Below are 23,753 nucleotides of genomic sequence, written 5' to 3'. Positions count from 1 at the left end.
CGATCAGAACTGCACGATAGAATGCTTGAAAATCCGGGGGTATAGCAATAGGGTAGTCCCTACAGCGCATCAAATAAACGGGGTGTCAGGATTGATCGCTTCATTGGAGTTTTAGCTGCCAATTCAAATTTGCTGCTACCGGGTTACCTGGATTTGACCTGTTTCTTCCGGAATGTATCGTCTTGAATTTCTAATCGCCTGACTCGATGCGTTGCCGAATATAATAGTATAAATAAATTGACAGGAATGAGAAATAAAAAATTTGTAACGGAACAACGAGGAGGAACGCTTGCTTTAAAAGATCACCGGGGACTAATGAATTGGGCAATAGCATGTTCTGAACATGTTTTATTACTTGTGCAAGACCCGCCGATTGATAATCGGCTAACCTACGCCCTTTCTGTCGCAAAAGAATGGGAAAAAGGGAAGGTAAAAACCGGTTCAGCAATGAAAGCTGCCCGGGATGCACATGCTTCTGCACGGGATACCGCAAATCCCATATTGAAATCCGTAGCCCGATCAATTGGTCAGGCTGTTGCAACTGCTCACATGGCTGACCATAGCGTGGGAGCTGCCTTATATGCCTTACAGGCAGTCCTGCAAGCTGGCAAATCCGTTGATGATGAAAAAGCCTGGCAAGACGAAAAGATGAAAAATCTGCCACAGGAAATTATAAATCTTCTTAAAGAGACCCGTAGCGAGAAAAAACAAGGTTTCAAAGATTTGCGAGATTAAGTTGTTTGCATCTCTGCTTTGTTGTTCATATAAGAATCGCCCAGACACTAAAAGCTACGGCATAACCTACTTCCTGTATGGTTCCCCGCCGCAACTCTTTTCCATTTTATTTGTTGGGATAAAGAAAAATTCTTTCAAAAACCGGATTTTTACAGATTGAGCTTAATTTTAGATAATTTATTGTGTTAACAACATATGCGCATACTTCTGCAATACATTAAACCTTATCGCTGGCTGGTGGTGCTGGCATTGTTCCTTGCTGCGGTAAACCAGGTCTTTTCCCTTTTTGCACCACTCATCAGCGGAAAATTACTGGACCTGTTTGCCACGCATCCGCATCATTTTGATCATGGTAAAACCGTGCCCCGGTCGGAACATCAGTATCTTTTTGGCGGGAACGGTTATCACGGGCTTTTATTCTTTTTGGTGCTGCTGATCGGCACCGCTATGGTAAGCCGGGTGGCCAAAGCCTTCCAGGATTATTTTGTCAATGTGGTCATACAAAAATTCGGTGCTACCATTTTTACAGACGGATTAAAGCATTCCATGCGGTTGCCCTACCAGGATTTTGAAGACCAGCGAAGCGGCGAAACGCTTTCCATTCTTACCAAGGTGCGGACAGATACCGAAAAGTTCATAACCAGCTTTATCAATGTTTTTTTTGTGATCATAGTCAGCATTGTATTTGTTTCCGTTTATGCGTTCCAGCTGCATTGGTCCATTATGCCGGTATATGCTATCGGCATCTTTGCCATTGCCTTTGTTACCAGTTTGCTCAGCCGGCGTATCAAGGTCATCCAGAAAAACATTGTTAAAGAGACCACGGCGCTTGCCGGAACCACAACAGAAAGCCTGCGCAATATCGAGATCGTAAAAAGTCTCGGGCTTACGGAGCAGGAAGTGCAGCGGCTCAATAACAACACGTTTAAGATCCTGGGTCTGGAACTCAAAAAGGTGAAGAGCATCCGGGCACTGAGCTTTATACAGGGAACCATGGTGAATTTCCTGCAGCAGGTGATCGCCTTCACCCTTTTGTGGCTGATCTATAAGGATGCGATCTCCCCCGGTCAATACCTTTCCTTATCCTTTTATGGATTTTTTATTTTCGGTCCCATGCAGGAGATCGGGAATATTATTATTTCCTATCGTGAAGCAGAAGCTTCGCTGAATAATTTTCACCAGCTGATGCAGCGGAAGGCAGAACCGCGGCCGGTATTGCCGCAAACCATCGGCTTTGCCGAAACACTGGAGTTCCGGGATGTGGTGTTCCGGCATCAGACAGCGCATTTTAATGCATTGAACGGGATCTCATTTAAGGTAAAAAAAGGGGAGACCATTGCTTTTGTAGGACCCAGCGGTTCCGGTAAAAGCACATTGGTAAAATTGCTGGTGGGTTTGTACCGTCCGGGGGAAGGCCGGATCTATTACAATAAGGTAAGCGAAGAAGAGATCGACTTTGATGAGTTGCGTATGCAGATCGGTTTTGTAACGCAGGACACACAGTTGTTTGCGGGTACCATAAAAGAGAACCTGTTGTTTGTGAACCCGCAGGCTTCCGATGCGGATCTTACCGATGCACTGGAGAAGGCCAGCTGCACCAACCTGCTGGCACGTGCTGAGAACGGTGTGGATACGGTGATCGGTGAGGGCGGATTAAAACTAAGCGGCGGAGAAAAACAGCGTATTGCAATTGCACGGGCTTTATTGCGGCATCCGCACTTATTGATTTTTGATGAGGCCACCTCGGCGCTTGATTCCATTACCGAAGAAGAGATCACGCAAACAATAAAAATGGTTTCGTCTAAAAAAAGCCAGATCACCGTATTGATCGCGCACCGGCTCAGCACCATTTTGCATGCCGACCGGATCTATGTTTTGGAAAAAGGAGAAATCGTGGAAACCGGTGATCATTTTGCATTACTGGAACAAAAAGGCCTCTATTATGCCATGTGGCGGCAACAGATCGGTGAACGGAAAAAAGAAGCTTATGATCTGATATAAGCCGGTTTGAAAAGGTTGTCACGCCACACGATAAAATGATGCCCTTTCTGGTAAAGCCGCCCGCAGCGCGGTTCTCCAGCTGTTGTAAGTAATCGCCGGCCCGGAACAATAAGAAAAGAGCGCCGGGGATGCGCTCTTTTAAAATACATTGGAAGGCTGCTGTTTAAATCGGTAATCGATTGTTAGATCAGTTCTTTCAGTGCATCAATTGTATGATCGATTTCTTCTTTTGTATTGTATTTACTGAAAGAGAACCGGACAGGGACAGCATCCCCTGCATCAAGCGCAGCGATGACGTGTGAACCCTGGCTGGCGCCGCTGCTGCAGGCACTGCCCCCGGACACACAAATATTATGAATGTCAAGATTGAACAATAACATTTCTGAGCGCTCTGTGAGAGGAAATGAGGCGCTTAAGACCGTATAAAGGCAGCTGCCTTTGTAATCCCCGTTAAATTTAACCGAAGGGATCTTGCTTTGCAGCTGCGTGATCATATAGTCTTTCAGGTCCCTGATATAGGCGGATTCCTTTTCATAGTTTGCCATCGCAAGATCCAGTGCTTTTGCAAAACCTACAATACCGTATACATTCTCAGTACCCGCGCGCATGTTGCGTTCCTGCCCGCCGCCAAATATGAAGGGTTTTATCTGAAGATTACTGTTTACATATAAAATTCCGGCTCCTTTGGGCCCGTGGAATTTATGACCGGAAGCGGAAATAAAATCGACATCAATCCGTTCCAGGTCGATGGGATAGTGTCCCACCGTCTGTACACAATCGGAGTGAAAAACAGCACCATATTTCCGGCATAATGCACTCACAGCATTGATCGCCAGTAAGTTCCCGATCTCATTGTTAGCGTGCATCAGGGTAACCAGGCATTTCCGGTCCTGTGCCGCAAGCTGCTGCTCCAGGTCTTTCAGGTCAACATGACCATCCGGAAGCAGTTTTACAAAGCCGGAAGTTATTTTTTCGCCGTCACAATAATGTTCCACGGTGTGCAGCACGGCATGATGCTCGATACCGGAAGTGATGATGTGCGTACAACCGAGGTCGCGGATGGAGGCGCTGATGGCCGTGTTGTTGCTCTCGGTTCCTCCGGAGGTAAAAAAGATCTCCCCGGGTTTTACGTTCAGGTGGCGTGCCACTGTTTTGCGGGCCGTTTCTACTGCAAGCCTTGTTTCCCTTCCATAGGAATAGACCGATGAGGGATTGCCAAAACTGGTGGTCATATAGGGGAGCATCGCATCCAGTACTTCTCTGTCCAGACTGGTGGTTGCGGCATTGTCTAAATATATTTTTTCCATGTCTTCTCTTCCTTTTTCCGGTATGTCTCCTCCCGGTAAAACGATTTGCAAAGTTAAGGAAGCTCTGGCATATGTTTTTTATAGACTATCCGGCCGGTCCTGCAAAACCGGCGTGTATCCATTCAATTCCGCTTTTATACCATATTCTCTTTGATGTCCTGCATCAGTTTCTGCGCGATATTTTGTGCTTTTATCTCAAAATCGCTCTCCGAATAGATGCGGATAATGGGTTCGGTATTGGACATCCGGAGGTGTACCCAGTCCTCATCGAATTCGATCTTCAGTCCGTCCTCATCATTTACAGGGAGTTTGGCGTATTTCTGTTTGATCCGTGCAAAGATCGAGGGAAGATCGGTGTTCTTATCCAGCTCGATCTTGTTCTTGCTGATAAAATAATCCGGGTACAGGCCTCTCAACGACTTGATGCTTCCTTTTTGATTGGCCAGATGGCTCAGGAATAATGCAATGCCGATCAATGCATCGCGGCCGTAATGGAAATCGGGCACAATGATGCCTCCGTTGCCTTCACCTCCGATCACGGCATCCACGGCTTTCATTTTGGCCACAACATTTACTTCGCCAACGGCTGAAGGGTAATAAGTGCCCCCGTGTTTGAGGGTGACCTCTTTTAATGCCTTGGTACTGCTCATGTTGCTTACGGTATTCCCTTTGCGTTTCGACAGTATATAATCGGCTACCGCCACCAGCGTATATTCTTCACCAAACATGCTGCCATCTTCATTTACAAAACAAAGACGGTCCACATCCGGATCTACGGCAATACCCAGGTGCGCTTTTTCCTTTACTACAATACTGGACAATTCACGCAAATGATCGGGCAGCGGTTCCGGGTTGTGCGCAAAATTTCCGGTAACTTCTCCGTTCAGCACAATCACCTCATCCACACCCAATGCTTTCAGTAATGCGGGAACAAAAACAGCACCTGTGGAATTGATGGCATCCACCACCACTTTAAATTTTTTGGCTGCAATGGCATCCCGCTGCACCAGGGGATAAGCCAGGATCGCATCGATGTGCTTTTGCATATAAGTGTCGTTGGGAGTGATTTGCCCCAGTTTATCAACCGGTACAAATTCAAACTGCTCTGCAGCGGCAATGTCAAGCAATTGCCGGCCCAGCTCGGCGGAAATAAATTCCCCGTCACTGTTTAAAAGCTTCAGTGCATTCCATTCCCTGGGGTTATGACTGGCGGTTAAAATAATGCCGCCGTCTGCTTTTTCCAGGGGAACTGCTATTTCAACAGTAGGGGTGGTGCTGGGACCAAGATCGGTCACGTCGATTCCCAGCGCACTCAGCGTTGCGGTCACTAAACTGCTGATCAGCGGCCCGCTGATACGTCCGTCACGGCCTACAACTACCTTTAACCGTTTCTGGGCAGGAGCTGCTTTTTTCAGGATGGTGCCATAAGCTGCGGTGAATTTCACTACGTCTACAGGAGACAGGGTTTCTCCTGTTTTCCCGCCGATTGTTCCACGGATTCCGGATATACTTTTAATAAGAGACACTATTATGTTGATTTAAGTTTTAAACGTTCTGTACCATTGACCGGCGACGGCTTATGGAGGTTGCAAAAGTACACTCCTTCCACGATATTATTTTAGTTATAACATTACTTTTACTGAAAACAATCACCGGTTCTGTCCTTTGGAGGGCGCTGTGACATTAAAGCAGTACCTGCGGTGAAACGTGCCGGGATCCGGAATCAAATAACCTGATTATCATCGATCTATTTACCGGTGCTTATGACTAAGGAAGTTGTTTGTTGTTGAGAAGGAGGTATTGAGCCGTCTGGTAATAGGCCTCGGTAAAAGCACGCATCTTTTTTTTCACAGAATCCAGCGCGGCGGGAGAATAATGAGCAGCTGTGTCAATGGGAACAAGATCCTCTTCCGCAAACCCGAGGCTTTTTACATAATAGAAATCATCATTGACCATTCCGATCTTTCCCGCTGTGTTGGTGATAAATGCGGCATTGCCTTTCTTGCCGGGATCAAGCAGATCACGGCCCAGCGTAAAATTCTCATAAGGACGTTGCAGCAATCCCGCAATGGTGGGCAATACATCGATCTGGGAAACTGTTTCCTTCTTTAATTGCGGCGCTACAAGATAGGGCGCGTAAATCAGAAAGGGAACATGTTCATCGGAAAGGCGGTGCGTGGTCCATACCGCCGGGTATACATTGGTGGCATTGCCGGCCACACCGTGATCACCGATGAATACAAAAATCGTATTGTGAAAATAGGCTTCCTTTGTTGCCGCCTCCATAAATTTTTGGATCGAATAGTCGGCATACCGGAAGGTGTTATACTCTTCGGGCGATTCGAACCCGTTTGCCAGAAGCGTATCCTTTGGTATTATTTTCCGGGTAAAATCCCTGTCCGACTCCGGTATCGTATATGGCCGGTGGTTATCGGATGTTTGGATGATGGCAAAGAAGGGTGTTTTTTCTGCCTTAAAGACATCATTGGCTGCGAGGAACAGGTCCTTATCACTTACGCCCCATACATTGATACGCGGCGCTTTGATGGTTTGCTCTGTATGCAGGCGGAGGTTGCTGATGTTCATTAACAGACCTTCAAAATTATTGAACTCCGGGTCACCGCCTAAAAAATAATGTTTGGAGTAGTCGGTGAAATTATTGATGATGGTATTCTGGTTGATGGCTTCCGGGTTCCGCGTGGAAAATTTGAACAACTGCACATCCGGGGTACCGGTGAGAATGGCAAAAAGCCCTCTTGCGGTTGAAAAGTGCGGCGTAAAACAACGTTCAAAGAAGATGCCTTTTTTGCTCAGAGAATCAAAAAAGGGAGAGGCATTGAGTTTGTTGCCGCTCATCGTACTTTTATACATGCTGTACGACTCGCAGATGACCAATACCACATTGGGTTTACTTTCCAGTGCGGCACTATGGGGCGCAATGGTGCGTTTAAAGCCAAAAGGTGCATTGGGCGGAAGCTGCAGGAAGCCGGCCATAAGCGGGAATGCTTCGCGCGCGCCTTTTTCATTGATCACAGGCTCCCTGAATTTCATAGTGGAAAAGAAATTTTGCAGCGGGTTCAGCGCCAGGTAGGTTTTAAAACTGTCCCTGAGCGCAAAGGAGTCCTTCCATTTCAGCGGCGGGCCCATTTTACCATAAGCGAAAAGTCCCAGCAGGAGGGCTGCGGCGATAAAGGGCATTTTACGGTGGGGAATAGCTTTGCCATCGGTCAGGTTGATCACCTGCCAGTGACTTTTGTTCAGTGCCCATTTAAAGCTGATGACGGCGGCTGCAAGTCCCACCAGGATCCAGACAAGCGGGTAGGTCTGCCAGATCATGTTCAGGGAAATGCCCGGATCTTCCACAAAGTTCATGGCACCGGCATCCAGCCGGGTGCGGTTATAGGAAAAGCTGACCAGGTCGGCAATAAAAAAAAGAAAGATCAGGAAGGTGATCACCGCCAGGTACCAGGTCCAGATGCGTTTGTTGCGCGCAGAATAAAAAGGAGAGAAGGACCGGTGATAGCTGAACAGGATGATGGGCAGCAGGAATACCGCGATCCAGCGGAGATCGTACTGGATACCCAGCACAAAGGCCGGGATACAATCGTTAAAAGAGATCCCCGGTGGTTTGAAGGCAAAGAACGTGATCAGGCGGAATATGAAGAACAAGGCAAAAAGCACCAGTCCGGTGTTGATCACCCACAGAATGGTCTTTGGTATTTTCAGCCTTGATAACATAAAACTGCAAACTTAATCAAAAGTATCAGCTATTGGCCTTCCGCTTTGTGCGGTCAGCTGAAAGCGGAGGGCTCAATTCGCGGATCTAATGCTCAAATTAACGTTTTGCGTTCTAAATTTGCCGAATGACCTCATTTTTGTATATCCCGTTTCCGGATTGGCTGGTAAAAGCAGACCGCTGGTTATTTGAGCTGATCAATATAAAAAGTGCCGGTCCGGTTCTGGACGGACTGCTGCCGCTTTTCCGCAATCCCTATGTATGGGGACCGGTGTACCTCTTTGTGGTGGCCTTTGTGCTGATCAATTTTAAAAAACAGGGCGCATTCTGGCTGTTGTTGTTTATCTGTACGGCGGCCAGTACCGATCTGGTGGGTGCACACCTGTTTAAGGACATTTTCGAGCGGCTGCGTCCCTGCAATGACCCGGAGATGGAAGGGAAGGTACGCCTGGTACTGGGGCGCTGTTCCGGCGGGTTCAGTTTTGTATCCAACCATGCGATCAATCATTTTGGTATCAGCATGTTCTTTTTTGTAACCTTCCGCCGCTTTTTTAAGTATGCCTGGCTGCCGCTCATCTGGGCCGGTATTATCGGGTTTGCCCAGATATATGTAGGCGTGCACTATCCCTTCGACGTTCTCGGAGGTACCGCCCTCGGGATTTTAATTGGATGGTTTTGGGGCAACTTATTCAATAAAAGATTCGGATTTCATATCTTCGATAAGGAATCAACCGAAATAGTTTAATGGAACTACTCATAATAGCCTTATTGATTTTACTCAATGGACTATTCTCAATGGCAGAAATAGCACTTGTATCAGCCAGGAAAGCAAGATTGGAAGCCCAGGCAAACAAAGGCGATAAACGGGCTGAAGCAGCACTCAAGCTGGCCAATCACCCGGATGTCTTTTTATCCACTGTACAAATAGGTATTACCCTTATCGGTATCTTAACCGGTATCTACTCCGGAGATAAAATTACCGGACATATTACTTCTTTCCTTGTACAATTTCCAAACATTGCACCTTACAGCAAAGGCATTGCTACCACAACAGTGGTAATCATTATCACTTATTTTACACTGATCTTCGGCGAGCTAGTGCCCAAAAGGATCGGGCTGTCCCGGCCGGAAAAAATTGCCAAGTTTGTAGCACAACCCATGCGGTGGGTATCCATCATCACGTATCCGTTTATATGGTTGCTGACCAAATCGAGCGGATTGATCGGTAAACTTTTCAATATAAAAAGTGAGAACAGCCAGGTTACGGAGGAAGAGATCAAAGCGATCATCAGCGAGGGAACCGAACAGGGAACGCTGGAAGAGACGGAGCAGGAGATCATTGAGCGGGTCTTTCACCTGAGCGACCGGAACATTACTTCCCTGATGACGCACCGGAGTGATATTGTATGGTTCAAAGTGAACGACACCGAAGAAATGATCCGGGAGAAAATCTTAAAGGAGCCGCATTCGATTTACCCGATCTGTGATGAAGAAATTGATAATATAAAAGGGGTGATCTCACTGAAAGACCTGTACACCAACAAAGACACGGTGCCGTTCAAAGACCTGATGCGTCCCGCACTTTTTGTACCGGAAAATAATACGGCGTTCCGCGTAATGGAGAAATTTAAAGAATCGCAGTTACACTCCTGTTTTATTATCGATGAATACGGGAGCGTGCTGGGAATGATCACCCTGAACGATATCCTGGAAGCGATCATCGGTGAGATGCCTGATGAGAACGAAGATGATTATGAGATCGTCCGCAGGGAGGATGATTCATTCCTCGTGGATGCGCAGATCCCTTTTTACGATTTCCTTTCCTATTTCGATAAGGCCGAATGGATGAATGAAGGTGAGCAGGAATTTGACACACTGGCCGGATTTATCCTGCACCGGCTGAAACAGATCCCTTCCACAGGCGACAAGCTCGACTGGAACGGGTTCGATTTTGAGATTGTGGATATGGACGGGCATCGCATTGATAAGGTACTGGTACATATCAGCAATGAACTGAAGGAAGAGATGGATGAGGAATAGAGTACTGTTAAATTGGCCATGAAAAGCTGAGGATAGAGCATCCTTTACTGATCACATTTCACGAACTGCCGGCCTCATAAAGCAAAATGATCAACGATAAGCTGGGCCTTTGCCTTCCCTACTACAATGGCCAGCTCGTCCAGCGATCTTTCTTTAACGTTCTTAACCGACCGGAAGGCCTTCAGCAACTCATCGGCAGTGTTTTTCCCAATGCCTTTTATGTCTTCCAGCTCATTTTTAAAGGTGCCCTTGCTCCGCTTCTGACGGTGGAAGGTGATACCGAAACGGTGTACCTGGTCGCGGATAAAACGGATGAGCTTGAGGCTCGGGCTGTTGTAGGGTAATTTCAGTGATTCCATATCACCTGCAAAAAAGAGCTCTTCCACGTTTTTTGCCAGACCGATCAGGGTGATGCTCCCCTGCAGCTCCAGGTCCTCAACGGCCTCCAGTGCCGCTCCCAGCTGACCTTTACCTCCATCAATGATCACCAGTTGCGGCAATGCAGCCCCTTCTTCTTTCAGTCGTTTATAGCGGCGGTACACCGCCTCCTTCATGCTGGCAAAATCGTTGATGCCCTCGACGGTCTTTACATTAAAATGACGGTAATCTTTTTTACTCGGCACGCCGTTTTTAAAACAAACCATGGCGGATACCGGGTAACTGCCCTGGAAATTGGAGTTATCAAAACATTCGATGTGGACGGGCAGCTCCTGGAGCTGAAGATCGATCTGCAACTGTTCCAATACCTTTACATGACCCACATTCCGGTTGATCTTTATCCGTTCCTTGTTCTTCAGCTCTTCAATAAAATAACCGGCATTCTTTTCAGAAAGTTCCAGTAATTTTTTCCGGTCTCCGGCCCGGGGTACCATTGTATCAACACCCGCTTCGGGGTACTCGATGTCGAAAGGTACCACGATCTCCGGCACCTGGCTGTTGAACGTCATGCGCAGCTGGCTGATGGCATAAACCAGGATCTCTTCAACCGGCTCATCCAGATGTGTTTCCAGCTTGTTGGTTTGGGTTTGTACTACCGTTCCGTTCCGGATCATGAGGTAATTTACATAGGCGACCGATTTGTCCTTTATGATGGAAAATACGTCTTTGTCGCCTCCCTTTATCCCGGTGATCACGGATTTGGACTGATAATATTCTTCCAGGTATTCAATTTTCCGGCGCACCTGTTCCGCTTTTTCAAACTCCAGGGCATCGGCATGTTGTTTCATTTCTTCTTTGAAATGGCGGATCACCGGTCCCAGGTTGCCTTTCAGAAGATCCCGTATCTGGCCGATGTTTGCATCATAATCCTCCCGGGTCTGCAGCCCTTCGCAGGGGCCTTTGCAGTTGCCGAGGTGGTATTCCAGGCAGACCTTGAATTTTCCTTTCTGAATGTTTTTAGGTGTCAGGTTCAGACTGCAGGTACGCATGGGAATGGTGCGCTTAATAAACTCCAGCAGTTCGCGTACCTTAAAAACAGAGGTATAAGGCCCCAGGTACTCGGAACCATCGTTTACCGGTTGTCTTGTGAGGTAAATACGGGGGAACGGTTCGTTCTTGATAACAATATACGGATAGGATTTGCTGTCCTTCAGGTTGATATTGTATTTGGGCTGGAACTGCTTGATCAGGGAATTCTCCAGAAAGAAAGCATCCGGTTCGCTGTTTACAATGGTAAACTCCAGGTGATGGATGCGCTGTACCAGCTCGTGGGTCTTATAATTGGTAAATGTTTTATTGAAATAAGAACCCACCCGTTTGCGCAGGTCTTTTGCCTTGCCTACATACAGGATCTTCCCGGCATCATCAAAGTATTTATAGATGCCCGGCTGGTGCGGAATAGTGGCGGCGATATTTGAAAATTCTTCCTGTGTCAATCTGTTGCTTCAGGCGTTTAAGAACCTGCAAAATTAACAGCAAAATCCTGTTTTAAAAAATGTGGCCGCATCCAGAGAAAAATAAAGTGAGACCAGCAAGGCAACCATCAACCGGTTCATCCGGCCCCGCGTTTGCTTTTCTGATCCCACTCCGGCGGAAACCGCCCTTATTATTATATGGAATCCTTATCCACTAATACATCTCCTGTCATTTCTTTGGGGATCGGCAGCTTCATAAAAGTAAGAATGGTTGGAGCGATATCTCCCAGTTTTCCTTCTTTTATAGCCCCTTTAAAGTTATTGTCGATAATGAACAACGGCACCGGGTTCATGCTGTGTGCGGTATTGGGACTGCCATCTTCGTTGATCAGGTAGTCGGAATTACCGTGGTCTGCGGTCAGGAACACCACGTAATCCTGTTTCAGCGCTTCTGTTACGATCTGCTCCACGCACTGGTCAACAGTCTCCACCGCCTTAATGGCTGCTGCAAAAACACCGGTGTGGCCTACCATATCAGCATTGGCGAAATTCAGGCAAATGAAATCGGCATTCTTATTCCGGATCTCCGGCAAAATGGCTTCCGTAAGTTCCTTTGCGCTCATTTCCGGCTGCAGATCGTAGGTCGCTACTTTGGGTGAAGGTTTTAAGATACGGCTTTCACCTACAAAAGGATTTTCGCGTCCGCCGCTGAAGAAGAAGGTAACATGCGGGTATTTTTCTGTTTCGGCAATACGGATCTGCTTCAGATGATTGGCCTCGATCACTTCTCCGATGGTCTGGGTAAGGTCTTCATTGCGGAATAATACATGCACATTTTTGAAGGTGTGGTCGTAAACGGTCATGGTGGTATAATCCAGTTCCAGTGTATGCATATTGTATTCCGGGTAGTTCTGCTGGGTCAGCACCTGTGTGATTTCCCGGCAGCGGTCGGTCCGGAAGTTAAAGCAGAGCGCCGAGTCTCCGTTCTGAATAGTGGCAACAGGTTTATTTTCGGCGTCGACAATTACAGTGGGCTTTATAAATTCATCGGTAATGTCCTGTGCATAGCTGTTTTTTATGGCGTCCACGGCTGAAGGAGCTGTTGCTCCTTTCCCGTTTACCAGGGCATCGTAGGCAAGTGCCACGCGCTCCCAGCGCTTGTCCCGGTCCATGGCGTAATAACGTCCGTCCACGGTTGCTATTTTACCCACTCCGGTCTGGTCCAGGTGCTGTTGCAGGTCCTGTATAAATCCGAGTCCGCTTTTGGGATCTGTATCCCTGCCGTCGGTGAAGGCGTGGATATAAACTTCGTTTAATCCGTTATCCTTACAAATGTTAATTAGTGCTTTCAGGTGGCTAATATGAGAGTGTACGCCGCCATCGCTTACCAGGCCTAACAGGTGTAAGGGCTTGTTATTGTCCCGGGCATGTGTAACAGTGCGCAATAGTTCGGTATTAGCCGCCAGTTCACCTGTCTTTATGGCTACATTGATGCGTTGAAGCTCCTGATACACAATGCGCCCGGCGCCCAGATTGAGATGCCCTACCTCGGAGTTGCCCATTTGCCCCTCCGGCAGACCCACCAATTCTCCAAAAGTGGTCAGCGTGGTATTCGGATATTTTTCGTATAAAGATTTTGTAAAAGGCACGTTGGCATTCTGGATGGCGTCTGCTGATGCAACTTTACCGAGTCCCCAGCCGTCCATTATTAATAAGATCGCTCTTTTTTGTGACATGAACTACATGTTTTTAGTTAAAAAAATAAGAGGCTGTAAAACTGAACTGCAAAACGGTTCCCTCAGCCGAAACTGTAAAATTAAAAATATTGTTTAAGATAAATGATTTTAAAAGGTTCTATTTACACAGAATGCGGTTCAGGGAAGATCAAGCACTTTTTTTTATATATTCGTAAAAACCTTGAACGGAGCGTGATAACAAAAATGAATACAATGAAACATTTTTTACGATTGTCCTTAATTGCTGTTTCAACCTGCTTACTGGTCTCCGGTTTACATGCGCAGAGTGTGGACGGCGTTATTACAAGTCTTAAAACAGGAAATGCGGCCCAGCTTGTAGGAAATGTGGGAGGAAGCATGCAGCTGACCATCGCCGACAAAAGCAATACCTACAACAAGTCGCAGGCGGAGCAGGCATTAAAGGACTTTTTTGGAAAGAATACCGTAAAGGGTTTTGAGCTGAAACACAAAGGCAGCTCGCCCACCGGCAACTATGCTATCGGCACCCTGCAAACAGCGGGCGGCAGCTACCGGGTAAATATTTTTATGCGGAAAGAGAAGGGCGGTGAGGTGATCAAAGAATTGCGTTTCCAGCTGATTGAGTAAGTTTCTCGAAAATTTAGTTATAAAACGGCCTCTCCTATGGAGAGGCTGTTTATTTTTACAGGTATGATAGATCAATTTCAGGAAAAACTCGGACAACTGATCAGTAACGCGCTTCAGGAAGACATAGGAAGCGGGGATTATTCCACACTGTCCTGCATCGACCCGCAGGCAAAGGGAAAAGCCGTGCTGAAGGTAAAGCAGGAAGGTATTCTGGCCGGTGTGCAGGTGGCTGCCGCGATCTTAAGGTTCAGGGAGCCGGGTAGTACTGTCACATTTTTTATGGAGGATGGCAGCGCAATGCAGCCCGGCGATGTGGCATTTGAAGTGGAGGCACTGGAGCATACCATTCTGCAATGCGAGCGGCTGCTGCTGAACTGTATGCAGCGTATGAGTGGTATTGCAACACTAACCCGTAAGTATACCGATAAGCTGAAAGGGTACCGGACGCGTTTACTCGACACAAGAAAGACCACACCAAATTTCCGGTTGCTGGAAAAGGAGGCCGTACGTATCGGCGGTGGAGTGAACCATCGCTTTGGTCTTTATGATATGATCATGCTGAAGGACAATCATATCGATTATGCCGGAGGCATAGAGAACGCCATTCAGAAAGCGCATGCATATGTAACGGAGCACCGGTTAGGGATAAAAATAGAAATAGAAACCCGCACACTGGCGGATGTAAAAAAAGTGATGGAAGTGGGCCCGGGAAAAGTGTTTCGCGTAATGCTGGATAATTTTACACCGGAGCAGATAACGGAGGCGCTGAATATCATCAGCGGAGCCTTTGAAACAGAAGCAAGCGGGGGCATTAACCTGGATACGCTGGAAGCTTATGCCGCTACGGGTGTTGATTTTGTGAGTGTGGGCGGACTGATCCACCAGGCGCAAAGTCTCGACCTGAGCCTGAAAGCGAAGGTTTAGCAAGGGCCGGACAGAGCGGGCTCATCTCTTAACAGTTAAAACGTATCTTATTGTGGCAAAGAACAAATCAGACAGGCAGGGGTTTGTCTACAGCACCGATCCGGATTTTAAATTTGAACCGGATGCAGACCAGCCGGCTACCCTGCCGCCTGCACAGCAACGGCTGCGCATTCAGCTGGAAACAAAACACCGCGGCGGAAAGACGGCCAGTGTGATACTGGGGTTTACAGGTACCGATGATGCCCTGCAGGAGCTGGCAAAAAAACTGAAATCGTTTTGCGGAACGGGTGGCAACGCCAAGGATGGCGAAATCATCATCCAGGGTGATCACCGCGACAAACTGCTGCAATGGTTCCAGAAGCAAGGGTATACACAGGTCAAAAAAAGCGGGGGATAGCGTCTGAAATGTAAAAGCAGAGAAGCCCGCTGACGGTGTGGCAGATGTGCCGTTAAGAAAATAACCTCTGTCATCTGCCTGCTTCCTCCGACAGCGATGTCTCCTGGCATTTATGGCTGATTGCTGACCTTGCAAAAACAGGCAGATGTAGCAAGGCTGCCGGTATCTTTAAAAAAATCACCACCCGTTATGAAATTCCTGATACCTCTTGTCTCCTTCCTGTTTACACAGTACCATGCGTTGGGACAGGAATCCCATATGGTTTTTAAAAATGAAAAGGACAGCTCACAAAATTTTTATATTGTCAGGCCCCCGCGTAGTGCGATAAAGGGCCTGCTCGTACTCAACGACCGGACCCTATCCGATAGTGCTAAAAGGAAAGCCTTTGAAGCCGGTATTCTGATAATGACGGTTGTACCTGCGGCAAACGCTCTTGATAATTTAACGGGCGACAGCGTCGCCGGTACGTATTGACAAAATGATCAAAGAGGAACTTTGTAACTACAGCGTTCCCGGGAACAAATTTGTGATCGGCGGAATGTCTGCCGCCGGAACGGGCGCCATTCGGTATGCCCAGTATTGCTCGGGTCAAATAAAAAGTACGATAAAACCTATTGCTGTATTTGCAGTGGATCCGCCGCTGGATTATGAGCGGTTATGGAATGAAGCAGAAAAATCGGTACAGCGAAACTTTAACAACGATGCTGTTGCTGAAGGTAAAAGTATTATGACGCTTTTGAAGACGGCGCTGCATGGAACACCCGGAACAAACAGCAGCGCTTATCGCATAAAATCCCCGTTCTGTTATTCGGCTGCTAATGGCGGTAATGCTTATTTACTCAATAACCTGGCATTGCGGCTGTACATAGAACCTGATATTGACTGGTGGATTGAGAACAGAAGAAAAGATTATGGTGATATTAACGCGATTGACAATGCCGGCCTGATCAATCAACTAAAAATAAATGGCAATAAAAATGCCGAATTGATTGTAAGCAGCCATAAGGGATACCGGGAAGACGGAAGCCGGCATCCCCATTCCTGGAGCATTTTAGATGAATCAGAATTGCTGGACTGGTGCAGCCGGCTGTTTGCCACTATGCAATAATTGCTGGTGAACGAAGTTTCTTAAAACAACAGAAAATAACGGGCTGATAGAATCGTTCCCTACAGCACAAGGTTACAGTCATCTTTTCGACATCAGTGTTACACCTGCGGGTGAAGGTCCGGGACCACCGACCCCGGTGCCTTCCAGTTGCAGACGGGGATCATCGATGTGCACCAGCTCGGAAAGCTCGAACACATTCCGGTAACCATATCCATATAAGTTGATATAGGTGGGAATATTCAAAGCCAGGGTGATGGGCTTTACCTTTTTGAGCGCAGCGGCCGGTACCACCGTTTTGGTGGCGAAGTTGCGCTGATCTCCCTCAAAATTATTATTACAGTAGATGAGCACTTTTGTTTTAAACGAAGGGATCAGCCTGGCCAGGTTCGCCTGTGTAAAGTCTGAAAAATTCAGATGTACCGCACCTTTTATGTGTTTCCGGTTGTACATTTCATCCGACCGGGTATCCAGTACAAGCACACCGCTGTCGCTGCTTAGTTTTAAAAATTCATCCAGGGGCACCAGTCTTTTTTCCCGGTGTTCCTTCACTTCTTTTACCAGGTTTTCGAAAGCATCGTAATCAACCCTGGCCTTTGTAACAGCCGTTTGGGCCCGTACGATACCAGGTATCGATAAGAAAAGTAAAATGAAAAGCAGGATTGTCCGTTTCATTGCGGCAGTTTTAAACAAGATGAGATCCGTCAGTTTTCCGTTGCATACGAAAAGTGGATCACTTTTTCCGGCGTGCCCCCGGTGGCCTGGTAAAAGTCAACCGCGTGCTGGTCTGTAATAGCTGCCTGCACGAAAAAGCCTTTCACCCGATGTGTGCTGCACCAGCTGTTTAATGTGGCCAGCAACTGTTTGCCGATGCCTTTGCGCTGAACTGCCGGGGCTACGGCCAGGTCGTATACATATACTTCCGACGCTTCCGAATAAAGGGAAGGAAGGATATGTGCCGTTAAACCGCCTGCAACCCGGTCGTTTTGTATTGCGGCAATGAACAGTAGGTGATCTGCGCTGAGCAAATAGCGGAAACGGGAAGCTTCCGGCATCGCATAAGGCGTGTCAAATACTTCGGTGTAAAGCTGAAACAGTTCCCGTAACAATACTTCATCATTACTGTCCAGGAGTTTGTACCGGATATTCATTTTCAAAAGGTACAAAAAAGCCGGAACAATTGTTCCGGCCTTAACAAAATAGAGATAAGGTCAATAGCCGAAGAGCTCTTCAAGGCTCAGGGTCTTTACTGTTCCTATCTTTTGAAGATCATCCGTTTTTATCTTTTTATCGGAGGCCAGCACACAATATGTATATGGCTTTCCCGAGAGCTCCTTTTGATGGAAGGCCTGTATGTCGGTAAAGCCTACCTTGCCCAGCTGATCATATTTTTCTTTCCGGATATCATAATCCAGTCCCTTGCGCTGTGCGGCCAGATAACTGAAGAGAATACCTTCGTTTGTGATACGGTCGGTCTCCAGATCATTTTTCAGACTGGCCTTGGCACTTTCAAAACTTTTATCTGATCGGGGAAGCGTTGCGATGAGCTCGTTCATGCCCGCAACCGCATCGTTCATTTTGTCTGCCTGACTGCCCACATAACCCATAAAGCTGTACCGGTCGTCTTTTTTGGACGGCGTCAGGTAAAGGGCATAGGTGGAATAAGCCAGCGCTTTTGATTCACGGATGGTTTGAAAAACGATACCACCCATACCACCTCCAAAATAGTTATTGAACACATCTACCGTCAGTTCCTTTGAAGGCGTGTAGGCATCGGTATTACGCACCCAGCGGATCTCCGACTGTACCATATCATAATTGGTGAACAATACCTGGTTCTCCGTCTGGCTGGTGCGGTTAAAGGTCAGCCCCGCAGGATATTCGTTGAAGCGGGAGGGGACTTTGTGAAGTACGGCGATCTTCTTTGATGCATCTGTAAGCGGCGCCGGCCCGAAATACATCACGATGTGTTTATATCCTGTAAGCTGATGTAACGCATCGATGAGGGTTTTGCTGTCCAGGTTCTTCAGCTCCTCATCGGTGAGTGTATAATTGAATGGATTTTTGGCACCATAAGAGGCATAGGCATTCAACCCCTGCATGATAGCACCTTTGTCCAGCTTACGGTTTGCCCTCGATTTAGCCAGCCGGCCCTTTAATGCGGTAAGGGCCGCTTCATCCGGCTTGCAGTTCAGCAGCAGGTCTTCAAAAAGCCGAACAGCTTTCTCAAAATTCTCCTGCAGACCGCTGATGGTGATGGTAGTGTTCTCCGTGCCTACATTAACGGAATAATTACAGGCGATGTCGTAGAATGCCTTATTGATGGCTTCTGCTGTAGCATTGGCGGTGCCGATATAGGACAGGTAATTGGCGGCTACCGGAAGTATTTTGTTGTTCCAGGAGCCCATATCAAAACGGTAGTAGAGGCTGAACAATTCATTCTCTTTATTGGGAACATACAGCAGCTCGGTGGTGCCGGCCCTGCCTTTTTGGATCGCCTTGTTGTAATCGATCCATAAGGGTTTTACCGGGGTGGCCGGCATGGCATTTACAGCCTTTACATAATCAGATTCAAGATTGTCGTTGGTAGCCACCGGGGTGATGGACGGTTTTTCGACCTTCACAATACTTTTGTCTTCCCCTTTCCGTTTATAGATGACGGTGTAATTGTCGGGTTTGAAAAACCTGTTGGCAAAATCAACCACATCTTTTTTGGTGATCGTGGAAAGGTCCTGCAGGTATGAAACCGTGCGGATCCATCCTTCGCCCTTGCTGGCAATAAAAGACTGCATCAGCTGTTCCGCCCGGTTGTCGTTGCTCGATAGTCCGCGGATCTCGCTTAATTTGTAGTTGGCAACGATGGCCTTTAAAAGGTTGTCATCAAAAGTCCCTTTTTTTATAATGTCGATCTGTTCAAACAACAGTCCTTTTACATCTTCAAGTGACTGGTCCTGTTTGGCCGTTGCATAAATGTCAAAAACACCATAGTCCTTGTATTGCCGCAGGTAGGCACCGCCCGACAGGATCTTTTGCTGCTGATTCAGGTTCAGGTCGATCAACCCCGCCTTGCCGTTGGAAAGGATGGTGGACAGCAGGTCCGCCATCATGGCATCCCGGCTGCCTTCCGGGCCGCCGCGGAATCCGATCTGGATGTTCTCAGCGCTGGGGCCGAGGATCTCGGTAACCACCGGCCCTTTTATCTCGGGTTCCGGTGCATGCTCGTAACCGGTCACCGGCTTGGGCTGCATGTAGGCAAATTGTTTACTGATCTCGCGGATGGCCGCTTCCATATTAAAATCGCCGGCAAGGATAATGGCCATATTGTTGGGCACATAGTATTTGTCGAAATATTCCCTGATGGCTTTTAAAGAAGGATTCTTCAGGTGCTCGATGGTGCCGATGGTGGTCTGCTGCCCGTAATTTGACGTGGGGAACAGGTTGCGGTGCATGGCTTCCATTACCTTCCAGCCATCGTTGTCCATGGTGCGGTTCTTTTCTTCGTACACGGCCTCCAGCTCGGTATGAAAGATCCGGAATACAGGATCCCGGAAACGGTCGGCCTGCACTTTCAGGAATTTGTTCAGGGAAGTGGAAGGGATATTTTCTTCATATACGGTTTCTTCCACCCAGGTGTGGGCGTTGGTACCCTGTGAGCCCATGGTGGCCATCAGTTTGGTATATTCATTGGCGATGGATACTTTGGCGGCTTCCCCGGATACCTGGTCGATCGTTTTGTAAATCTCCCTGCGTTTTGCGGTGTCGGTGGTGGAATTGTATTGTTCATACAGATCGCCTATCTGGTCGAGATAGGGCTTTTCTTTTGCAAAATCGGTAGTGCCCATCTGGCTGGTGCCCTTGAACAAAAGGTGTTCCAGGTAATGCGCCAGTCCGGTATGATCTTTCGGATCTGTATTACTGCCCGCCCTTACAGCGATCTTTGCCGTGATCCGCGGTTCCTTTTTGTTTTCGGTAAGGATGACCGTCAGTCCGTTCTTCAAGGTATAAAAACGGGTCTTCATCGGATCATTGCTTACATATTTATACGGGATGCCATCGGTGGTGCCGGTAGCCCACTGGTAGTTTTTTTGCTGCGCCTGTACACCGGTGATCAGCAGGGTGCAGGCCGCCGCACAAGCAATTAATTTTAATTTCATAACCGAATAATTATTGTTAGTCGTTTTTGTAAATATAATAAAATACCTTTTTGTTTTAAATATTTTTAAATAAAATGGATTTGAGGCGGGGATATTGGATATTTTCTAAACCGGATGCGAGGGGGAGAGCGTCTGGGTTGTTTGCGGGAGGGAATGGACGAGGGGGTTTTTCTGCAATTCAAAAAGGCAGCATGCTTCCTTGTCGCCCCGCAACAGGACCGTTCCGGCGGGATGTAATCCCAGTTTTTGCAGCAGGCGTTGGGAGCCGGTATTATCCGGGGCGGTAATAGCCAGGATGCGCTCCAGCTTCAGAATGCTGAATCCCGCCTCAATGACTTTCTGCGCTGCTTCGAAGGCATATCCCCTGTGCTCGAACCGGGGCAGAAACGCAAAGCCGATATCAGGAGCCGTAAGGTTTTCGCGCTGGTAGAGCCCGCAGGTGCCCATTCTTTTATGATCTGTTTTGCGGATCACGGTAAAGCTCCCAAACCCTGCCCGCGCCTGTTGCGGCCTGATCCGCTGGAGAATATAATTGCGCGCTTTTTCTACGGAAGTGATCTCCCTGTTGCCGATATACTTCAGCCACTTCGGACTGTTCATCAGGTAGAAGAGAAAAGTGGCATCGGCTTCTTCTGTGGGCCTGAGTATCAGTCGCTCTGTTTCGAGTAATGTGAGGGAAGCCATGCAGTTAACGTTTAATTGCAGATCAAATGTAACGAAAATTACCCGATCGGAACAAAAGAGGCCGGATAGCACCCTGCCGGCCGGGATGAAAGGATGCACGAAAACAGTGTATCATTCTGTATTACCTGGTCTCAGATCGTCGAGGAAAGGGTCTTTTTCTGAAACGGGCTTAAGAAGATCAATCATCAGTTTCAGAAATGCGATGGCAAAAACAAGATAGGTGATATGGGATATATTGGCGAGTACCATAAGGTTCCAGTGCCGCTCTGCCAGACGACCGGATAAAGAGATCGTCTGCTGAAACTGTAACAAACCTATTGCATAGGATACCAGATAGCTGAGAAATAAAACGTAACTGAGCGCGCTTTTTTTCCGGATCAGGTAGTAAAACAGGGCACTTAAAATAATTAATTGCGGAATATTCCGGATGATCAATGCCAGCATAGTTGGTTATTTGTCTTAAAAGTACAAAAAAATAACCAGCGGCAATAATGTTGCCGCTGGTCGTATAAACTCTGGTATCTCCGAAAACTATTTCAGATCCACTTTTATCTGCAATTCATCCAGCTGTTTGTTGTCGATGGTAGCCGGTGCATCCAGCATGATATCCCTTCCGCTGTTGTTTTTGGGAAATGCGATAAAATCACGGATGCTTTCGCTTCCGCCCAGGATAGCGCAGAGCCGGTCGAATCCGAAGGCAATGCCGCCATGCGGTGGTGCGCCGTATTCAAAAGCACCCAGCAGAAAACCAAATTTATGCTGCTGTTCTTCCGTATCCATGCCCAGCGCCTCAAACATTTTTTGCTGTAATTCTTTCTGGTAGATCCGGATACTGCCTCCGCCGATCTCGTTACCGTTGAGCACCATGTCATAGGCATTGGCTTTGATGTTGGCATAAGGATGTTCCAGGTATGCTGCTGCATTTTCGATCCGGGGGTTATTGCCGATCATGGTTTCAATATCTGCCGGCTTTGGCGAGGTGAACGGATGATGGCGGGCCACCCACCGGTTCTCCTCTTCAGCGTATTCAAACAGCGGGAAGTCCAGTACCCAAAGCAGTTTGAATTCATCCTCCCTGCGAAGCCCCAGGCGTTTGCCCATTTCCAGTCGCAGCTCGCTGACGGCCTTGCGGGTACGCTCTTCTGCGCCTGCGAGGATCAGGATCAGGTCACCGGGCTGTGCCTCTGCTGCTTCGGCAATGGCTTTCAGCCGGTCTTCACTGTAAAATTTATCCACGCTGCTTTTAAAGCTACCGTCTGCATTGTATTTTATAAATACCAGGCCTTTCATCCCGATCTGCGGGCGTTTCACCCATTCGGTCAGCTCATCCGTTTGCTTCCGGGTGTATTCGCTGCAACCGGGAACTGCGATGGCCAGAACGGTTTCGGCATCATCAAATACGCCGAAGCCCGCACCTTCGATGAGGGAGACCTTGCTATGTTTCTGAGCAAATACCTGCGCCGGGAACTTGAGGTTCAGCAGTTTCATGCCAAAGCGGATATCCGGTTTGTCATTGCCATACTGCCACATGGCCTCTTCCCAGGTCATGCGTTCAACTGCTTCTGCGTAATCGATCCCCTTTACTGTTTTAAAAATGTACTTGATCAGGTTCTCAAACATGCCCAGGATGTCCTCCTGTTCCACAAAGGCCATTTCACAGTCGATCTGTGTGAATTCCGGCTGGCGGTCGGCACGCAGGTCTTCATCCCTGAAACATTTTACGATCTGGTAGTAACGGTCGTAGCCGCTCACCATCAGCAGCTGTTTAAATGTTTGGGGCGACTGGGGCAGTGCGTAAAACTCACCCGGGTTCATACGGGAGGGCACTACAAAATCCCGCGCACCCTCGGGTGTCGATTTGATAAGGAAAGGCGTTTCAATATCCATAAAGCCCTGCTGATGCAGGTAATCGCGGGTGGCGCGGTTAACAGCATAACGCAGCTCCAGGTTCTTTTTCACCGCATTACGGCGCAGATCCAGGTACCGGTATTTCATGCGCAGATCATCACCTCCATCGGTATCGTCCTGGATGGTAAAGGGCGGTGTAATGCTTTTATTGAGTATGGTAAAACGGTCAACCAGGATCTCGATATCTCCTGTAGGAATGTTTTTGTTCTTATTGCTGCGCTCGCTGACACGTCCTGTAACCTGCAATACAAATTCCCGGCCCAGCGGATTCGCATCCAGCTGCGCATTCAGGGCTTCCGAAAACAGGAGCTGGGTGATCCCGTAACGGTCGCGAAGGTCCACGAATGTAATACTGCCAAACTTGCGGACGGTTTGCACCCAACCGGCCAGGGTCACTTCATTATTAATGTCTGCGGATCTCAGTTCTCCGCAGGTCTGCGTACGAAACATGCTTGAAAATTTCGGCAAAGATAAGGGCTGGGAGAGGTTTATAAGTTTAAAGTTCAAGGTTTAAAGTTCCGGAACCAGAGATCAGGCGTCCGGTCTCCCGTCTCCGGCAGCCATAAC

Annotated in this window: 20 protein-coding genes; 9 read left to right on the top strand and 11 right to left on the bottom strand. The window is 47.8% G+C overall.

The features are described from left to right. The first annotated feature begins 246 nt into the window (after positions 1 to 246). Together K7B07_RS05595 and K7B07_RS05590 are read left to right on the top strand one after the other, a co-directional pair. Positions 247 to 735, top strand: a complete 489-nt coding sequence (locus K7B07_RS05595; RefSeq protein WP_223708126.1) for a putative immunity protein — start codon at positions 247 to 249, stop codon at positions 733 to 735. Positions 736 to 930: 195 nt separating this feature from the next. Then, on the top strand, positions 931 to 2,736 hold the full coding sequence (locus K7B07_RS05590) for an ABC transporter ATP-binding protein (protein ID WP_223708124.1): 1,806 nt from the start codon (positions 931 to 933) through the stop codon (positions 2,734 to 2,736). Positions 2,737 to 2,918: 182 nt separating this feature from the next. On the opposite strand, the gene K7B07_RS05585 is transcribed toward K7B07_RS05590, so the two are convergent. From K7B07_RS05585 to K7B07_RS05575, 3 genes are all read right to left on the bottom strand, one after another. Beyond that, positions 2,919 to 4,043, bottom strand: a complete 1,125-nt coding sequence (locus K7B07_RS05585; protein WP_223708123.1) for a cysteine desulfurase family protein — start codon at positions 4,041 to 4,043, stop codon at positions 2,919 to 2,921. Positions 4,044 to 4,177: 134 nt separating this feature from the next. Next, positions 4,178 to 5,569 (bottom strand): phosphoglucosamine mutase, encoded by a 1,392-nt coding sequence (gene glmM, locus K7B07_RS05580; RefSeq protein WP_223708122.1) that lies wholly within the window; start codon positions 5,567 to 5,569, stop codon positions 4,178 to 4,180. A 241-nt stretch (positions 5,570 to 5,810) separates the two neighbouring features. Continuing rightward, entirely contained in the window at positions 5,811 to 7,781 is a 1,971-nt protein-coding gene (locus K7B07_RS05575) for an LTA synthase family protein (protein WP_223708121.1), read from the bottom strand. A gap of 125 nt (positions 7,782 to 7,906) precedes the next feature. Here K7B07_RS05575 and K7B07_RS05570 point away from each other — a divergent pair, with 125 nt between their 5' ends. Both K7B07_RS05570 and K7B07_RS05565 read left to right on the top strand, forming a co-directional pair. Then, positions 7,907 to 8,524 carry a phosphatase PAP2 family protein gene (locus tag K7B07_RS05570; protein WP_223708120.1) on the top strand — a complete coding sequence of 206 codons (618 nt, stop codon included), beginning with the start codon at positions 7,907 to 7,909 and terminating at the stop codon, positions 8,522 to 8,524. Further along, complete coding sequence (locus tag K7B07_RS05565) at positions 8,524 to 9,819, top strand: hemolysin family protein (RefSeq protein WP_223708119.1); 1,296 nt, start codon at positions 8,524 to 8,526, stop codon at positions 9,817 to 9,819. Before K7B07_RS05570 ends, K7B07_RS05565 begins: the two co-directional genes overlap by 1 nt. 74 nt (positions 9,820 to 9,893) lie before the next feature. On the opposite strand, the gene uvrC is transcribed toward K7B07_RS05565, so the two are convergent. After that, positions 9,894 to 11,693, bottom strand: a complete 1,800-nt coding sequence (gene uvrC / locus K7B07_RS05560) for an excinuclease ABC subunit UvrC (RefSeq protein ID WP_223708118.1) — start codon at positions 11,691 to 11,693, stop codon at positions 9,894 to 9,896. Positions 11,694 to 11,866: 173 nt separating this feature from the next. Further along, complete coding sequence (gpmI, locus tag K7B07_RS05555) at positions 11,867 to 13,408, bottom strand: 2,3-bisphosphoglycerate-independent phosphoglycerate mutase (protein ID WP_223708117.1); 1,542 nt, start codon at positions 13,406 to 13,408, stop codon at positions 11,867 to 11,869. Between the two features lie 213 nt (positions 13,409 to 13,621). Here gpmI and K7B07_RS05550 point away from each other — a divergent pair, with 213 nt between their 5' ends. From K7B07_RS05550 to K7B07_RS05530, 5 genes are all read left to right on the top strand, one after another. Beyond that, positions 13,622 to 14,014, top strand: a complete 393-nt coding sequence (locus tag K7B07_RS05550) for a DUF4783 domain-containing protein (RefSeq protein WP_223708116.1) — start codon at positions 13,622 to 13,624, stop codon at positions 14,012 to 14,014. A 63-nt stretch (positions 14,015 to 14,077) separates the two neighbouring features. Next, on the top strand, positions 14,078 to 14,938 hold the full coding sequence (gene nadC, locus K7B07_RS05545) for a carboxylating nicotinate-nucleotide diphosphorylase (RefSeq protein WP_223708115.1): 861 nt from the start codon (positions 14,078 to 14,080) through the stop codon (positions 14,936 to 14,938). Positions 14,939 to 14,990: 52 nt separating this feature from the next. Then, on the top strand, positions 14,991 to 15,335 hold the full coding sequence (locus K7B07_RS05540; protein WP_223708114.1) for a translation initiation factor: 345 nt from the start codon (positions 14,991 to 14,993) through the stop codon (positions 15,333 to 15,335). A gap of 189 nt (positions 15,336 to 15,524) precedes the next feature. Continuing rightward, positions 15,525 to 15,809, top strand: a complete 285-nt coding sequence (locus K7B07_RS05535) for a hypothetical protein (RefSeq protein ID WP_223708113.1) — start codon at positions 15,525 to 15,527, stop codon at positions 15,807 to 15,809. Between the two features lie 4 nt (positions 15,810 to 15,813). Beyond that, complete coding sequence (locus K7B07_RS05530) at positions 15,814 to 16,443, top strand: hypothetical protein (RefSeq protein WP_223708112.1); 630 nt, start codon at positions 15,814 to 15,816, stop codon at positions 16,441 to 16,443. Positions 16,444 to 16,521: 78 nt separating this feature from the next. On the opposite strand, the gene K7B07_RS05525 is transcribed toward K7B07_RS05530, so the two are convergent. The 6 genes from K7B07_RS05525 to aspS all read right to left on the bottom strand — a co-directional run bounded on the left by K7B07_RS05525 (position 16,522) and on the right by aspS (position 23,636). After that, the gene (locus K7B07_RS05525; RefSeq protein ID WP_223708111.1) at positions 16,522 to 17,115 is read right to left on the bottom strand and encodes a rhodanese-like domain-containing protein; all 594 of its coding nucleotides are present in this window, start codon (positions 17,113 to 17,115) and stop codon (positions 16,522 to 16,524) included. Between the two features lie 29 nt (positions 17,116 to 17,144). Further along, a complete protein-coding gene (locus tag K7B07_RS05520) occupies positions 17,145 to 17,591 on the bottom strand; it encodes a GNAT family N-acetyltransferase (RefSeq protein WP_223708109.1) in 447 nt (148 codons plus the stop codon). A gap of 60 nt (positions 17,592 to 17,651) precedes the next feature. After that, on the bottom strand, positions 17,652 to 20,594 hold the full coding sequence (locus K7B07_RS05515) for a M16 family metallopeptidase (RefSeq protein ID WP_223708108.1): 2,943 nt from the start codon (positions 20,592 to 20,594) through the stop codon (positions 17,652 to 17,654). Between the two features lie 105 nt (positions 20,595 to 20,699). Beyond that, positions 20,700 to 21,278: a GNAT family N-acetyltransferase gene (locus tag K7B07_RS05510; RefSeq protein ID WP_223708107.1), complete on the bottom strand. Its 579-nt coding sequence runs from the start codon at positions 21,276 to 21,278 to the stop codon at positions 20,700 to 20,702. Positions 21,279 to 21,389: 111 nt separating this feature from the next. Beyond that, entirely contained in the window at positions 21,390 to 21,722 is a 333-nt protein-coding gene (locus K7B07_RS05505; RefSeq protein WP_223708106.1) for a hypothetical protein, read from the bottom strand. Positions 21,723 to 21,809: 87 nt separating this feature from the next. Further along, positions 21,810 to 23,636, bottom strand: coding sequence for an aspartate--tRNA ligase (aspS, locus tag K7B07_RS05500; RefSeq protein WP_223708105.1), 1,827 nt, complete (start codon positions 23,634 to 23,636; stop codon positions 21,810 to 21,812). Positions 23,637 to 23,753: the final 117 nt, after the last annotated feature.

This window comes from Niabella beijingensis (assembly GCF_020034665.1).
Taxonomy (GTDB): Bacteria; Bacteroidota; Bacteroidia; order Chitinophagales; family Chitinophagaceae; genus Niabella; species Niabella beijingensis.
This window is presented reverse-complemented; position numbering and strand designations above follow the sequence as displayed.